The organism is Intrasporangium mesophilum (assembly GCF_054783095.1).
On record NZ_BAAGRF010000015.1, the window covers coordinates 220,266 to 236,006 of the forward strand.

Here is a 15,741-nt window from a genome sequence, read left to right on the forward strand (position 1 = left end):
GCCGAACTGGCGAGCGGAGCGAGCCAATGTGATGGAGCGAGCCAAGTGATGGCGCTCAGGACGCGGACTGGGCGGCGATCGCCGAGTCGACGCGGTCGGCCGTCAGGGCGTGCTGCACGACCATGGTGGCCGCGCCGATGACACCGGCCTGGACCCCGGTCGTGGCCGAGACGATCTGCAGCCCGCCGGTGGCCAGGGGCAGCGACCGGCCGTAGACCACCTCGCGCACGCCGGCGATGAGGCTCTCGCCCGCCTGGACCAGTGAGCCGCCGATGACGATGACTGACGGGTTCAGCAGGCTCACGCAGGTTGCGAGGACCTCGCCGATCGTGCGCCCCGCCTGGCGGACGGCGTGGGCGGTCGGGATGTTGCCGCTGCGGACGAGCTCGACGATGTCGGCGTTGCTCTCGGCCTGGATGCCGATCTCATTGAGCGACTTGGAGATTGCGCGTCCGCTTGCGACCGCCTCGAGACAGCCTCTGTTGCCACAGGTGCAGAGGACGTCGGGGGCGTGCGGGGCGGCGACGTGTCCCAGGTCGCCGGCGGCGCCCACTGCCCCACGGTGCAGGCGCCCCCCGCTGATGATGCCGGCGCCGATCCCGGTGGCCACCTTGACGAAGAGCAGGTGCTCGACGTCGTGGTGGGCCAGGGCGTGCTCGCCGAGGGCCATGATGTTGACGTCGTTGTCGACGAGCACCGGCACGTCGAACGCGCGTCGCACGTGGGCCGGGACGTTGTAGCCGTCCCACCCGGGCATGATCGGTGGCCGCATCGGGCGACCGCTCGAGTGCTCGACCGGGCCGGGCAGCCCGATGCCGATCCCGATGAGCTCGCTCGGCATCCGGTTGGCTTGCTCGAGAAGGCGTCTCGTCGCGGCGATGACCCAGTCGAGGACCGGGCCGGGCCCGTCGGTGATGTCCAGCTTCTCGGCGATCTCGCAGATCGGGCGGCTGCTCAGGTCGGTCAGCGCGATGCGCCCGTGGGTCGCCCCGAGGTCTGCGCCGACGACGACCCGGGCCTCGGGGTTGAACGCGAAGCGGATCGGCGGGCGTCCTCCGGTGCTGGCCGCCTCACCGCTCGGGGCGAGCAGGCCGGTCGCGAGGAGGGCGTCCACGCGGGCGCCGACGGTCGAGCGAGCCAGGCCCGTGAGCTTCGCCAGCTCGGCCCGGGTGCGGGGAGTCTCGTCGCGCAGCAGCTGGAGCAGCTCGCCTGCGCCGTTGGCGCCTGAGGCTGACGACGATGGCTCAGCGGAATGCACGATTGCAGTGAAGCACATGCGGCTTCCGTATGCCACGCATTCGGCTTTGTGTCTCACGGTCGAAACTTTTGCTTGACGTCCCGACAAAAGTGGGCCACGGTGTGACGCATGGAATCTCGACGGCGAGACGATGCCGACGCACCGCTGCTGCGAATGACCAACGTGGTCAAGCGTTTTCCAGGGGTCGTGGCCCTCGGTGGGGTCGACCTCGATGTTCTGCCAGGCGAGGTGCACTGCCTGCTCGGCCAGAACGGCGCCGGCAAGAGCACACTGATCAAGGTTCTCGCCGGTGTGCACGAGGCCGACGAGGGCACCATCGAGTGGTCCGGCGAGCCGGTCACGCTCCACCACCCGCAGGCCGCCATGGACCTCGGCATCGCGACCATGTACCAGGAGCTCGACCTCGTCGAGGGACTCACCGTCGCCGAGAACATCTTCCTCGGGCATGAGCCGAACCGCCTCGGATTCTCCCAGCGGGCTACCGCCCGCCGCGAGGCGGCAGGCCTGCTGAAGCGGCTCGGACACCCCGAGATCTCTCCCTCCATCGAGGTCGGCACACTCTCGTCGGCCTCCTGCCAGATCGTGAGCATGGCCCGAGCGCTGTCTCGCGACGCTCGGCTCATCATCATGGACGAGCCGTCTGCCGTGCTCGACGCCGGCGAGGTCGAGCAGCTGTTCAAGGTCATCCGCGAGATCACCTCGCAGGGCGTGTCTGTCGTCTACATCTCGCACCGCCTCGAGGAGATCCGCGAGATCGGCGACCGCGTCACCGTGCTCAAGGACGGCAAGACCGTCACCACGGGGCTCGATGCCAAGACCACGCCGACGCAGGAGCTGATCCGGCTCATGACCGGCCGCTCGATCGAGTACGTCTTCCCGGACAAGCCGCAGGTCGACGATGCCGAGCCGATGCTCAAGGTCGAGGGGCTGACCCGCGACGGTGAGTTCGCCGACATCAGCTTCCACGTCCGGCCCGGCGAGGTCGTCGGCCTCGCCGGCCTCGTAGGGTCCGGTCGCTCCGAGATCGTCGAGACGATCTTCGGTGCACGCAGGTCCACCGGCGGCACGGTCACCGTCGACGGGACGGTCGTGCGGCCCGGTTCCGTGACGGCCGCGGTCGCTGCCGGGATCGGCCTCTGCCCGGAGGAGCGCAAGAGCCAGGCGCTGGTCCTCGACGCGTCACTTGCCGCAAACATCAGCCTCGCGAGCCTGGCCCGGTTCTCACGCGCCGGGCTGCTCGACCGCGATGGTGAGGTCGAGTCGGCCGAGGAACTGCTCGAGTCGCTCGACGTGCGCCCGCGCGGGGTTCACCGCGAGTCGCGCACGCTCTCCGGTGGCAACCAGCAGAAGGTCGTCCTGGCCCGGTGGCTGCTCCGCGGCTGCAAGGTCCTCCTCCTCGACGAGCCGACCCGCGGCGTCGATGTCGGGGCACGGTCGGAGATCTACGGCCTGATCCGGCGGCTCACGGACGACGGCGTGGCTGTCGTCGTGGTCTCCAGCGAGATCCCCGAGGTGCTCGGGTTGTCCAACCGGGTGCTGGTCCTCGCCGACCGCACCGTCCGCCACGAGGGTCCGGCCGACGAGCTCGACGAGCACGCCGTCCTCGACATCATCCTGAAGGGAGACGCGGCATGAGCGCCGACGTCACGAAGGCCGACCAGGCGCCGGGCGACCCGGCCACCGACACGACGGGGGCGGCGGCGAGCGCGCAGCAGAGTGGTCCTGCCGTCGGCGGCGCGGCCCAGCGCCGCTCCGGGGGCCTGGCCGGCTTCCTCAGCGGCCCCGCCGGGCGGAACGCCGGGCTGGTGCTCGCCCTGCTGCTGCTCATCATCGTCGGCATCATCACCGCTGGTGACCGGTTCGCCAGCCCCGAGAACGCGCTGACGATCCTGCGTCTCGGCTCGGTCATTGGCGTCGTCAGCGTCGGCATGACCTTCGTCATCGGCGGCGGCGGCATCGACCTGTCGGTCGGCGCGATCGTCGCGCTGTCCTCGGTCTGGGCCACCACGGTCGCCACCCAGACGATGGCCGCCAACAGCCACTGGATCGTCTTGGTCTTCGTCGCTCTAGCAGTCGGCGCGGGGTGTGGACTCGTCAACGGCCTCCTCATCGCATACGGGCGAATGGCTCCCTTCATCGCCACTCTCGCCATGCTCGCCGCGGCACGCGGGCTGGCGGAGATCATCGCCAAGCGCCGCACCCAGATCGTCCGGGAGCGCGGCTTCATCGACTTCTTCGGCGGCAGCGTCCTCGGCATCCCGGTCCTCGTGATCATGTTCGCCATCGTCGCGGCCATCGGCTGGGTACTGCTCAACCGCACGACGTTCGGGCGCCGCACCTTGGCCATCGGCGGCAACCCCGAGGCCGCGCGTCTCGCCGGCATCCGCGTGCAGCGGCACACGATGTCCCTCTACGTGCTGCTGGGCATCGCCTGTGGCATCGCCGCAGTCATGCTCATGGCCCGCACGACGACCGGCACCTCGACCCACGGCCAGCTCTACGAGCTCGACGCGATCGCGGCCGTCGTCATCGGCGGAACCCTCCTGTCCGGCGGCCGCGCGACGGTCGTCGGCACGGTGCTCGGCGTGCTCATCTTCACGACGCTCACCAACGTCTTCACCCTCAACAACCTCGACACCTCCACGCAGGCGGTGGCAAAGGGAGCCATCATCGTCGCCGCCGTCCTGCTCCAGCAGCGGGTCTCCCGCACCCGGTCGACCTAGTCCACAAGGCCGGATCGACACCGCCAGGGCTCTGGCACAGCACCACAACTCACAGCGCACCACCTTCACACCCGCTCACATAGGAGTCAGCGTGTCTGCATCACTTCCTCGCACCACCAAGCGCGTCGCCGTCGCGGCGTTCGCCATGAGCGCCGCGCTCGTTGCAGCCGGCTGCACCAGCAACGACCCGGCCACCACCCCGGCGGCCTCGACCCAGCAGGCGGGTAGCAACGCCGCGAGCGACAATGACGCTCCCGGCAAGAAGGTCGTCATCGGCTTCTCGGGCCCCGCGGCCGACCACGGCTGGCTCGGCGCCATCAACAGCGCCGCCCAGGCGGAGGCCAAGAAGTACCCGGACGTGGAGCTCAAGGTCGCCGAGGGCACCAACGACGCCTCGCTGCAGATCAGCCAGATCGAGACCTTCATCAACGACAAGGTCGATGCGATCGTGCTCCTGCCGACGGACGGCGCCGCCCTCACCGAGGTCGCCACCAAGGCGATGGACGCCGGTATCCCCGTGGTCAACGTCGACCGTGAGTTCTCGAGCCCGTTCGCGGCCCGCGCCACGATCCTCGGCGACAACTACGGCATGGGCGTGTCCGCGGGCACCTACGCGTGCAAGCTCGTCAAGGACAAGAACCTCAGCAACCCGGTCATCGCCGAGATCGCCGGCATCGACGCGCTGCCCCTGACGCAGGACCGCAGCAAGGGCTTCGCCGACGCGCTCAAGGCCTGCGGCCAGACCGTCGACAACCGCGTCGCAGCCGAGTTCACCGTCGAGTCGGGTGAGAAGCAGGCGTCCAACCTGCTCCAGGCCGCGCCGAAGATCGACATCCTGTGGAACCACGACGACGACCAGGGCGTCGGCGTCATGGCCGCGCTCGACCAGGCCAACCGGCACGAGATGGCCTTCATCGGCGGCGCCGGCTCGGCCAACGCGATGCGCTGGATCAAGGACGGCAAGATGGAGGCGACGGTCATCTACCCGCCGACCCAGGCGGCCGACGGCATCAAGCTCGCCCGTCTGATCGCCCAGGACAAGGGCATCAGCGACCTCGTCCAGGTCGAGGTCCCGCGTCGAATCGTCCTCAACGCACCGGTCGTGACCAAGGAGAACGTCGACCAGTACCTGCCGCTCGGCTTCGAGTCGTGACAGTGGGCGCCCGCCCCGGCACTCCGGCGGGGCGGGCGCCACACACGGCCTGCAAGCGCAAGCAGCTCGTGGCGGTGACGAAGCAGGGGTCGCCGCCGACCACCACCTACGTCGGATGTGAGGACGTCATGACCACTGCCAGCAAGCCTGCCCTCGGGGTCGGGATGATCGGCTACGCCTTCATGGGGCGTGCCCATTCACAGGCCTGGCGCAATGCCCTCAGCTACTTCGACACGCCGGTCATCCCACGGCTCGTCGCCGTCGCCGGACGCAACGAAGCGGCAGCGAGCGAGACGGCATACCGCTTCGGCTGGGAAGGCGTCGAGACCGACTGGAGGCGGCTGCTCGAGCGGGACGACATCGACATCATCGACATCTGCACCCCGGGCGACACCCACGCCGAGATCGCGGTGGCTGCCCTGGAGGCCGGCAAGCACGTCCTCTGCGAGAAGCCGCTCGCCAACTCCGTCGCGGAGGCCGAGACCATGGTCCGCGCGGCGGAAACCGCACGGGCCCAGGCGGTTCGGTCGATGGTCGGCTTCACCTACCGGCGCGTCCCGGCAATCGCCTTCGCCCGGACCTTGGTGGCGGAGGGACGTCTCGGCCGGATCCACCACGTGCGCGGCCAGTACCTCCAGGACTGGCTCACCGACCCCTCGTCGCCGCTCACCTGGCGCCTCCAGAAGGAGCGCGCCGGCTCCGGAGCGCTGGGGGACATCGGCGCACACATCGTCGACCTGGCCCAGTACGTGACCGGCGAGGCGCTCACCGGGGTGTCGGCCCTGACCGAGACCTTCGTGCGCGAGCGGCCGATCGCCGACCCGGGCGTCGCCGGCGGCAGCGGCATCAGTGGCACCGCCTCAGCCAACGGATCCGCCCAGCTGGGTCCGGTGACTGTGGACGACGCTGCCGTCTTCGTGTCGCGGATGGCCGGCGGTGCCCTGGCGACGTTTGAGGCGACCCGGTTCGCCACCGGACGCAAGAACGCGATTCGCCTGGAGATCAATGGAACTCGGGGATCGCTGGCCTTTGACTTCGAGGACATGAACGTGCTTCACGTCTTCGACGCGCAGGTCGACGCGAAAGACGCCGGGTTCACCCGGGTCCTCGTCACCGAGGCGTCCCACCCCTACGTCGCCGCGTGGTGGCCGCCCGGACACGTGCTCGGCTACGAGCACGGCTTCACCCACCAGGCGGTGGACTTCCTCACCGCCATCGCCGAGGGCGCCGACCCTCGGCCGTCCTTCTCCGACGGGCTCCAGGTGCAGCGGATCCTGTCGGCGGTCGAGTCGAGCGCGGAGCGCTCGGGGTCCTGGACCCCGGTCGAGCTTGGCCGCGTCTCGTCGCCGGCCCTGTCCTGAACTGCGGAGGCTGCGGCCCCGCCTTGTCCTGAAAGGAGATTCGGCTCCACCCCGCAAGTCCTGTCTCTGTCACGCTGAAGGAGCACGCACACCATGCACGACAACGACGTCAACCCGCTGAAGCTCGCCAAGGGCCTCGGTCTCAACCGGCGCCAGTTCATGGCCGCCTCGACGGGCATGGCCGCGGCAGTGGCCATCGCCGGCGCGAGCGCGACCAGCGCTGCGGCAGCCCCGGGCACCGGCAACGGAGTCCTCGTCCCGCCCGGCAAGCGCGGGATCATCCTCTACACGGTCCGCGACGCCGTCTCGCGCGACCCCGGCACCTCGCCCTACGCGTCCGGCTTCAAGGCGGTCTTCGAGGAGCTCGGCCGGATCGGGTACAAGCAGGTGGAGTTCGCCGGCTACGGCCAGCACGCGAACGCCCCCGGTGGCAACGTCAACAACGTCGCCGGCGCCCAGCTGCTGCGCACCTGGCTCGACGACAACGGGCTCGAGGCCGAGGGCAACCACGGCAGCATCCCGTCGTCGATCACCGACGCGACCCTCGCGTCGTTCGACGCCGCCTGCGAGATCGCGAACATCCTCGGTATGCAGCACATCGGCACGGGCAACGACCCGACCAGCTCGGCCTACCAGGCGGACTGGGACCTGGCCGCCGCGCGCTGGGACATCCTCGGCGAGCGCGCCCGCGTCAAGCACGGCCTCAAGCTCTACACCCACAACCATGACGTGGCGTACAGCTTCCTGCTCGACAGCGGGCCGCTGGACGCACTGGGCCGGCCGACCCGCTCGTCCGGCATCCGTCGCCTCGAGTACTTCCTCGCCAACACGAACCCGGACAACGTCTACCTCGAGATGGACATCTACTGGGCGCACGTCGCGCAGTTCAAGCACAAGTCCTACCTGGCGGCCGACGGCTCGACCGTCGAGGCGATCTTCAACCCGCTCGGCGTGGTCCAGGCCCAGCCGATCCGGTTCCCGCTGTTCCACGCCAAGGACGGCAAGTCGGTGCCGAGCTCGGCCAACGGCTACGACTTCGTCCCGTTCGGCACGGGCGTCATCGACTACAAGGCCTTCCTCAGCCAGACGGGGGCCAAGGGCTACCACAACCCGATGTACGAGCAGGACAACGCGCCCGGCGGCACCGCCAGCCCCAACCAGTCGCTGGAGTACGCCGCCCTCAGCTACGCCAACATGGCGGCGCTGCGCGGCTGACGTCGCGACCCGGCGTTACGCAGAAGGCGCCCTCCCGCCACACGCCGGCGGGACGGCATACGTCGAAGTAAACGCCGACCCCCGGGGAGTGCATGTGCCGTTGCAGCGGCGCGCTCCCCGGGGGGCGGCTCGCCCGTCTCTGTCAAGAAGGACGTATCGATGAATGCTACAAGTCGTACCCGAGGTCGGAGGGCTGTTGCGGCAACTGCCGCCGCCGTCCTCGCCCTGACCACGCTGGGCAGCGTCATGGCCCAGCCCGCCCTCGCCCATGACGGCGTCGACCACGGTGCCGAGGCCGGCGCCGAGGCGGCGCTCGACTGGTCGAACTACGAGAAGGTCACGCTCACCAAGGACACCGGTGAGCCGATCGACATGGCCGTGCTGCCCGACCTGCGGGTCCTGCACACGGCGCGCAACGGCGACATCCGCCTCACCGACCCCGACTCGGGCGTCACCAAGGTGATCAACACCGTCCCGGTCTACAACAACTCCGAGGACGGCCTCCAGACGATCACCATCGACCCCGACTTCGCCGCGAACAAGTGGGTCTACCTCTACTACGCGCCGCGCACCATGACGGCGCCCTACGTGACCACGACCCCCACCGGGTCGGCCCCGAACTCGCTCCCGGCAGGCCAGGACCTGTCGTACTGGGACCAGTGGAAGGGCTACAACCAGCTGACCCGAGTCAAGTGGGACGACGCGACGAGCAAGCTCGACCTGTCGACCGAGCAGGTCATCATCAAGGTCGAGACGAACCGCGGCCAGTGCTGCCACGTCGCCGGTGACGTCGACTTCGACGGCAACGGCAACCTCTACCTCTCGACGGGCGACAACACGCCCGCGAGCACGCCGGGCGCCGCCGGCATGGCTCCGAACAACGACGCACCGGGCATGAACCCCGGGTTCGACTCGCGTCGCGGCGCCGGCAACACGAACGACCTCCGCGGCAAGATCCTGCGGATCAAGGTCCAGGGCGACGGCAGCTACACCATCCCGCCGGGCAACCTGTTCACGCCCGGCACCGCCAAGACCCGGCCCGAGATCTTCGTCATGGGTGTCCGCAACCCGTTCCGCATGGACGTCGACGCGGCGACCAACTCGGTCACGTGGGGCGACTACGGCCCCGACGCCGGCGCCCCGGACCCGCAGCGTGGCCCGATGGGCTACGTGGAGTGGATGACGACGGCGATCGACCGTCCGATCAACGGCGGCTGGCCGTACTGCCACGGCCCGAACGCCAACTACAACCAGTGGGACTACGCGACCTCGACCCCGGGACCGTGGTTCGACTGCAACGCCGGCGCGCAGAACAACTCCCGCTGGAACACCGGCCTCGCGACCGTCCCGCCGGCGACGACCGCGACGCTCTACTACGGCGACAACAACACGCACCAGCCGTGGCCGGAGCTGACCGACTTCGACCCGCAGGGCGGCCAGGGCCCCATGGGTGGACCGGTCTACCACTACGACGCGGCAAACCCGTCGACGACGAAGTTCCCGCAGTACTGGGACCGCAAGGCCTTCTTCGCCGAGTTCTCGCAGGACTACCTCGCGGCCTTCACCGTGCAGTGGCCCAACGGACCTGTCGACCACATCCAGCAGTTCCTGCCCAACAAGGCCCTCGAGACGAACGGTCAGCCGATCACGGACAGCCCGATCGACATCGAGTTCGGTCCGGACGGGTCGCTCTACGTCCTCGACTACGGTGACGGCTTCTTCCGGGCCAACCCGGACGCCGGCCTCTACCGGATCGACTACTCGCCGGGCAACAAGGCGCCGAAGGCGGCCATCTCGGCCAACCCGGTCAGCAGCAGCAACGCACCGCTGACCGTCACCTTCGACGCCTCCGGCTCGTCGGACCCCGAGCACGGCGCCCTGACGTACGACTGGGACTTCGACGGCAACGGCACGTTCGACGCGTCCGGTGTCACGGCGACCCACACGTACACCGAGCTCGGCAAGTTCACCGCTCGTCTGCGTGTCACCGACCCGGAAGGTCGCAAGGCGCTGACGAGCACGTCGATCAGCGTCGGCAACGTCGCACCGACGGTGAACATCTCGGCGCACAACGGCGGGTTCTTCGACTGGGGTCAGGCCGTGCCGTTCAACATCACGACCACCGACCCTGAGGACGGCAACGCCACGGTGTGCTCGCGCGTCTCCTGGACGTTCGGTCTCGGGCACGACGCGCACGCTCACCCGCTGAGCCAGGGCACCGGATGCCAGTTCGCGATCCCGACCCCGGCGGATGCGACCGAGCACGGCGTGACCGAGAACATCTTCGGTGTCGTGGTCATCACGTACACGGACGGCGGTCACGCCGGTGTCCCGGCCGCGACGACGACCGAGTCGCTGATCCTCAACCCGAAGAAGCAGGAGGCCGAGTGGGCCGATGCTTCTCAGGGCGTCGAGATCGTCAACGACAGCACGGCCAGCGGTCTGCGCAAGGTCACCTCGCTCGACGCCGGTGACTGGCTGGCCTGGGACCCGACGAACCTTGCCAACCTCGACGCCGTCAAGGTCCGTGGCGCAGGCACGGGCACCATTGCGCTGCGGTGGAACTCGCCGAGCGCAGCGCCGTTCGCGCAGGTGGCCGTCTCCGGCTCCGGCTGGACCGAGTCGCAGACGTCACTGGCGAACAAGCCCTCCGGCACCGGTCGCCTGTACGTCACCTCGACCGGCGGTGTGGACCTCGACGCGCTGACCTTCGTCGGCAGCGGCGTCGCGGACCTCACGCCGCCGACCGTCTCGGCGACGCTCAGCCCGGCCAACCCCAACGGCCAGAACGGCTGGTACACGAGCAACGTCTCGGTGACGGTCAACGCGACCGACAACGGCACGGTCTCGTCTCGTCAGCGCTCCACCGACGGTGGCACGACGTGGGTGAACGCCAACACCGCGCTGACGGTGTCGGCAGAGGGCTCGACGACGGTGCTGTTCCGGGCCACGGACAACGGGGGCAACGTCTCGCCGGTCGGGTCGGTGACGATCAAGATCGACAAGACGCAGCCGACGCTCGCGGTCTCGGGAGTCACCGACGGCGCCACCGTCGGCAACTCCGGTGACGTGACGTGGGCGGCAGGAGACGCGACGAGCGGGGTCGGCACGGTCACCGCCACCGTGGACGGCTCGGCCGTCGCGGGTGACCAGCCGCTCGAGCTGTGGCGGCTCCCCCTGGGTGCCCACACTCTCGTGGTCACGACCACGGACAAGGCCGGTCTGACCCGGACGGTGACGACGACGTTCACGACGTCGACCTCGCTGTCCGAGCTGACCGCGGTGACGGAGCGGCTCGCCCGGGCCGGTCTCGTCACGAAGGCTGGCGAGCCGCTGCTCGAGAAGCGCCTCGAGCAGGCCGCCAAGCACGCGAGCGCCGGCCGCAACGCGGCCGCGATCTCGCAGCTGCAGGAGTACGTCGGGCTGGCGAAGTCGTCGGCCAACGTCTCCGACCAGGCGGCCTCCGCTGCGCTGCAGCGGGACGCCGACGCGGTGATCGCCTCCCTGAGGTGACCGCGGGTGGCCCGGCGGCGAGCACCCATCCCTCGCCGCCGGGCCGCCTCTCCAATCGACTTTTGGCACAACGGCATTCGTACGACAGCGTTCCGCACCACGACGACGAAGGAGCAGGCAGATGAGCGACGCACGGACCGGACTGTGGCTGGTTGGAGCGCGTGGCTCCGTGGCGACCACGGTGACGACGGGGCTGGCGCTCATCACGGCCGGCGGCGCCGGACGGGAGGGCCTGGTGACCGAGCAGGCGGAGCTGGCAGCAGCCGGCCTCGTGTCGCTCGACCACATCGTCGTCGGCGGTCACGACGTGGCAGAGGTGCCGCTGGTGAAGCGGGCGGCGCTGCTCGCCGACGCGGGGGTGGTGCCACATGCTGCGCTGGCCCTCGCGCACGACGAGCTCGAGCGCGCCGATGCCCGCATCCGCGCCGGCTACCGCGTGGGGGAGGAGGAGCAGGGGGCAGCCGTCCGCCGGCTTGCCGACGACATCGCCGCGTTCCGCGACACCGAGGCGCTCGCGCGCGTCGTCGTCGTCAACGTGTCGTCGACCGAGCCGGTGGCGGTCCCCTCGCCTGCGCACGAGTCGCTCGCCCAGCTCGAAAGGGCTTGGGCCGCAGGCGAGTCGCCGCTACCTCCCAGTGCCGTGTATGCCGCTGCCGCCTTCCTTGCCGGGGCCGCGTTCGTCGACTTCACGCCGTCGACCGGTGCCCGGCTTCCGGCCCTGCGCGAGCTGGCCGAGCGTGCGGGCCTGCCGTGGGGCGGGAGTGACGGGAAGACGGGCGAGACGCTCGTGAAGTCGGTGCTGGCACCGATGTTCGCGACCAGGTCTCTGGCGGTCCGCTCGTGGGCCGGGACGAACCTGCTCGGCGGTGGCGACGGCGCCACCCTGGCCGACCCGGAGGCGCAGCAGAGCAAGGCGATCAGCAAGGCCCGCGGGCTCGAGGCGATGCTCGGCTACCCGGTCGAGGGCCCGGTCCACATCGACAACATCACCGATCTCGGGGACTGGAAGACCGCCTGGGACCTCGTGACCTTCGCCGGCTTCCTCGGCACGCGCATGTCGATGCAGTTCACCTGGCAGGGCTGTGACTCCAGCCTCGCCGCCCCTCTCGTGATCGACCTGGCGCGTCTGGCCGACCTGGCGCTCCGGCGCAGCGAGGTCGGCCCCCTGACCGCGCTCGGCTTCTTCTTCAAGGACCCGGTCGACTCAAAGGAGCACCGGCTCTTCGACCAGCATCGCGCCCTGACCCAGTGGGCGACGTCGTCGTGACCCGGCTTCGAGACCTCGTCGAGCTGGTCCGCGCCCCGGCGGCGCTGACCGTGCCGGGGGACACGCTCGCGGGCGCGGCGAGCGCCGGGTGGCCGAGCGCGGCCCGGACCGCGCTGCTGCCCGTTGCCTCGACGTGCCTGTACTGGGCGGGGATGGCGCTCAACGACTACGCCGACCGGCATACCGACTCGGTCGAGCGGCCGGAGCGGCCGATCCCGTCGGGCCGCGTGAGCGCCCGGACCGCTCTGGCGGTGGCGAGCGGTCTGACCGTGGTCGGCGTCGCCGTGGCGGCCGCAGGTGGCGGGCGGCGTGCCGCGGCCGTCGCGGGCGTGCTCGCCTCGGCGGTGTGGGCGTACGACCTCGCACCGAAGGAGGGGCCGCTCAGTGTCGCCACGATGGCCTCGACTCGCGGGCTGGACGTCCTGCTCGGCGCGAGTACCGGTGGGCTGCCCGCGCTTCGACGGGCGGCGGTGCCAGCCTCGCTCGTTGCGCTGCATACGGCCAGCGTCACCGCCCTGAGCCGAGGTGAGGTGCGCGGCGGCTCGGCCGATGTCGCCGGCGCGTGCGCAGCGGTCACCGCCGTCGTGGCCAGCGCGTCGGCGCTGCGGTCCAGTACGGGGTCCCGGCTCGGCGGGGTGGTGTCACTCGGGCTGGCCGGGTGGTATGCCGTCGGCGTCCTCCGCGCCCAGCTGGCCGCGGTGCGCAGTCCCGACGCTCAGACGGTTCGCAGCGCCACGGGCGTCGGCATCCGGGGCCTCGTGCCTCTGCAGGGTGCCGCGATCGCGTCGGCCGGCAACCACGGTCTGGCGATCGGCCTGGCCGCATCGGCACCGGTGGGCCGCCTGGCGATGAAGGCGGTGTCGGCGACGTGAGCCTGCGCTTCGGGTACGGTCTCAACGGCTTCACCGACCATCGTCTCGAGGACGCGGTGGCGCTGCTGGCGGACCTGGGATACGACGGTGTGGCGCTGACGCTCGACCACGCCCACCTCGACCCGGTCGCGCCCGACCTGGCGGGGCGGACGGCTCACGTGGCGCGCCTGCTCGACAGGCACGGCCTGGCCGTGGTCGTCGAGACTGGGGCGCGATACGTCCTGGACCCGCGTCGCAAGCACTCGCCCACCCTGGTGTCCGACGAAGGCCGGGATCGACGGATCGACCTGTTGGAAAAGGCGATTCGCGTCGCTGCAGACCTCGGCTCGCCCGCCGTCTCCTTCTGGAGCGGCATCGCGCCCGACGGCGCGACACCGGAGGACTGCTGGTCGCGGCTCGAGGCCGGCGTCTCGCGACTGCTCCCCGTCGCGGACGCGCACGGCGTCGACCTGGCCCTGGAGCCGGAGCCCGGGATGCACGTCGAGCGGATCGCCGACGTCGAAGAGCTGCGCCGCCGGCTCGGGTCGCCCGACCGCCTGAGGCTGACCATCGACGTCGGGCACCTTCGGTGCACCGAGGACGACGACCCGGCGTCGTGCATCGTGGGCGCGGGCAGGCTCATCGCGAACGTGCAGATCGACGATATGCGGCGCGGCGTCCATGAGCATCTCCCGTTCGGCGAGGGCGAGGTCGACGTCGCGGCGGTCCTCGGCGCGCTGCTCGACGTCGAGTTCCCGGGACTCGTGGCGGTCGAGCTCCCGCGCCACTCGCACGCGGCCCCCGCCCTGGCCGCCCAGAGCATCGACATCCTGCGTGCCGCTGAGGAACAGGCGGCCACGACCCGACCGTACCGACTCCAGGAGGTGCCCGGATGAGCGACATCGACGCAGCGATCGCGGAGGTCGCCACACGACCTGAGGCGATCGAACGCCACTTCCCCGCAGCAGCACGGCGGGCTGCGCGGGAGGGCCGCGACGGCGACGACACGCGGATGGCCATGCTGCTCGCACTGAACGGTCCGCGCGACGAGGTCGTCGGCCAGGTCGAGCGTCTTTACTGGCAGGGAGACACCTCCGAACGCCTCGCCGTCCTGCGTGCCCTGCACCCGCTCGACGGCGCGGACCGGGCCAACGCCATCGGCGACGGAGCCCTGGACCTCGTGCGAGATGCCCTGCGCACCAACGACTCTCGTCTCATCGCAGCCGCCATGGGCCAGTATGCCGCTCGCCACCTTGACGCGGCCGCGTGGCGACAGGCGGTGCTGAAGTTCCTGTTCGTGGGGATCCCCATCGACCAGGTGGCCGGCCTCGACACCCGTGCCGACGCCGAGCTCGGCCGCATGGTCGCCGACTACGTCGCCGAGCGACAGGCCGCCGGTCGGACGGTGCCGCCGGACGCCCTCGCCATCCTCGACCTCGTCGAGCACACGTCATCCGTCATGCCCGCCCGAGCCGAATGAGGAGCACCATGCGCATCTTCGACCCGCACATCCACATGACCTCACGCACGACGGACGACTACAAGCGGATGTATGCCGCCGGCGTCCGTGCCGTCGTCGAGCCGTCCTTCTGGCTCGGGCAGCCACGCACCAACGTCGGTTCCTTCTGCGACTACTTCGACTCGCTCCTCGGCTGGGAGCCGTTCCGCGCGGCGCAGTACGGCATCGCGCACCACGCCACGATCGGGCTGAACCCCAAGGAGGCCAACGACCCTCGTTGTCGCGAGGTGCTCGCGGTCCTGCCGCGCTACCTCGTCAAGGACCGCGTCGTCGCGGTCGGCGAGCTCGGCTACGACAGCATGACCCCCGAGGAGGACGAGGTCTTCGCGGCCCAGCTGGAGCTCGCGGCCGAGCACGAGCTGCCGGCCCTCGTGCACACCCCGCACCGCGACAAGCTCGAGGGCACGAAGCGCACTCTCGCCGTGGTCGCGGAGTCGTCGCTGGACCCGGGAGCCGTGCTGGTCGACCACCTCAACGAGGTCACCGTGAGCATTGTCGCCGAGTCCGGTTGCTGGATGGGGTTCTCGGTCTATCCGGACACGAAGATGGACGAGACGCGGATGGTCGAGATCCTGCGGCGGTTCGGCACCGAGCGCATGCTCGTGAACTCCGCTGCCGACTGGGGCAACAGCGACCCGCTGAAGACCCGGCGCACGGCCGACGCGATGCTCGCGGCCGGCTTCACCGCGGATGACGTGGACACGGTGCTGTGGCGGAACCCGGTCGAGTTCTACGGCCGCAGCGGGCGGCTCGACATCGGCGAGCAGTCCGACCCCGAGGAGACCGGTTCGGGCCAGACCCGTCCGGCCGAGCCCGAGCCGGCTCCGGCCGGTGCGACGTTCCTCGGCAACTCGGTGCTGCGCGGAGCGAGGGAGTGAACC

The 15,741-nt window shown here is 70.3% G+C and carries 12 protein-coding genes; 11 read left to right on the forward strand and 1 reads right to left on the reverse strand.

Annotated elements, in window-relative coordinates; all coding sequences use genetic code 11:
* Positions 1-55 precede the first annotated feature (55 nt).
* Positions 56-1,258, reverse strand: a complete 1,203-nt coding sequence (locus ACYVLP_RS14740) for an ROK family protein (RefSeq protein WP_460628090.1) — start codon at positions 1,256-1,258, stop codon at positions 56-58.
* Between the two features lie 153 nt (positions 1,259-1,411).
* Here ACYVLP_RS14740 and ACYVLP_RS14745 point away from each other — a divergent pair, with 153 nt between their 5' ends.
* The 11 genes from ACYVLP_RS14745 (at position 1,412) to ACYVLP_RS14795 (ending at position 15,738) form a co-directional block, all read left to right on the forward strand.
* Positions 1,412-2,893, forward strand: coding sequence for a sugar ABC transporter ATP-binding protein (locus ACYVLP_RS14745; protein WP_460628153.1), 1,482 nt, complete (start codon positions 1,412-1,414; stop codon positions 2,891-2,893).
* On the forward strand, positions 2,890-3,981 hold the full coding sequence (locus tag ACYVLP_RS14750) for an ABC transporter permease (RefSeq protein WP_460628091.1): 1,092 nt from the start codon (positions 2,890-2,892) through the stop codon (positions 3,979-3,981). Before ACYVLP_RS14745 ends, ACYVLP_RS14750 begins: the two co-directional genes overlap by 4 nt.
* A gap of 91 nt (positions 3,982-4,072) precedes the next feature.
* Positions 4,073-5,134 (forward strand): substrate-binding domain-containing protein, encoded by a 1,062-nt coding sequence (locus tag ACYVLP_RS14755; protein WP_460628092.1) that lies wholly within the window; start codon positions 4,073-4,075, stop codon positions 5,132-5,134.
* A gap of 128 nt (positions 5,135-5,262) precedes the next feature.
* Positions 5,263-6,495 (forward strand): Gfo/Idh/MocA family protein, encoded by a 1,233-nt coding sequence (locus ACYVLP_RS14760; RefSeq protein ID WP_460628154.1) that lies wholly within the window; start codon positions 5,263-5,265, stop codon positions 6,493-6,495.
* 93 nt (positions 6,496-6,588) lie between these two features.
* Positions 6,589-7,710, forward strand: coding sequence for a sugar phosphate isomerase/epimerase family protein (locus ACYVLP_RS14765; protein WP_460628093.1), 1,122 nt, complete (start codon positions 6,589-6,591; stop codon positions 7,708-7,710).
* Positions 7,711-7,869: 159 nt separating this feature from the next.
* Complete coding sequence (locus tag ACYVLP_RS14770; RefSeq protein ID WP_460628094.1) at positions 7,870-11,223, forward strand: PQQ-dependent sugar dehydrogenase; 3,354 nt, start codon at positions 7,870-7,872, stop codon at positions 11,221-11,223.
* A 121-nt stretch (positions 11,224-11,344) separates the two neighbouring features.
* Positions 11,345-12,490 carry an inositol-3-phosphate synthase gene (locus tag ACYVLP_RS14775; protein ID WP_460628095.1) on the forward strand — a complete coding sequence of 382 codons (1,146 nt, stop codon included), beginning with the start codon at positions 11,345-11,347 and terminating at the stop codon, positions 12,488-12,490.
* Positions 12,472-13,362: an SCO3242 family prenyltransferase gene (locus tag ACYVLP_RS14780; protein WP_460628096.1), complete on the forward strand. Its 891-nt coding sequence runs from the start codon at positions 12,472-12,474 to the stop codon at positions 13,360-13,362. Before ACYVLP_RS14775 ends, ACYVLP_RS14780 begins: the two co-directional genes overlap by 19 nt.
* Positions 13,359-14,237 carry a sugar phosphate isomerase/epimerase family protein gene (locus ACYVLP_RS14785; protein ID WP_460628097.1) on the forward strand — a complete coding sequence of 293 codons (879 nt, stop codon included), beginning with the start codon at positions 13,359-13,361 and terminating at the stop codon, positions 14,235-14,237. Before ACYVLP_RS14780 ends, ACYVLP_RS14785 begins: the two co-directional genes overlap by 4 nt.
* Positions 14,234-14,821, forward strand: coding sequence for an EboA domain-containing protein (locus ACYVLP_RS14790; RefSeq protein WP_460628098.1), 588 nt, complete (start codon positions 14,234-14,236; stop codon positions 14,819-14,821). The genes ACYVLP_RS14785 and ACYVLP_RS14790 overlap by 4 nt, the downstream gene beginning before the upstream one ends.
* A gap of 8 nt (positions 14,822-14,829) precedes the next feature.
* Positions 14,830-15,738: a TatD family hydrolase gene (locus ACYVLP_RS14795; protein WP_460628099.1), complete on the forward strand. Its 909-nt coding sequence runs from the start codon at positions 14,830-14,832 to the stop codon at positions 15,736-15,738.
* Positions 15,739-15,741: the final 3 nt, after the last annotated feature.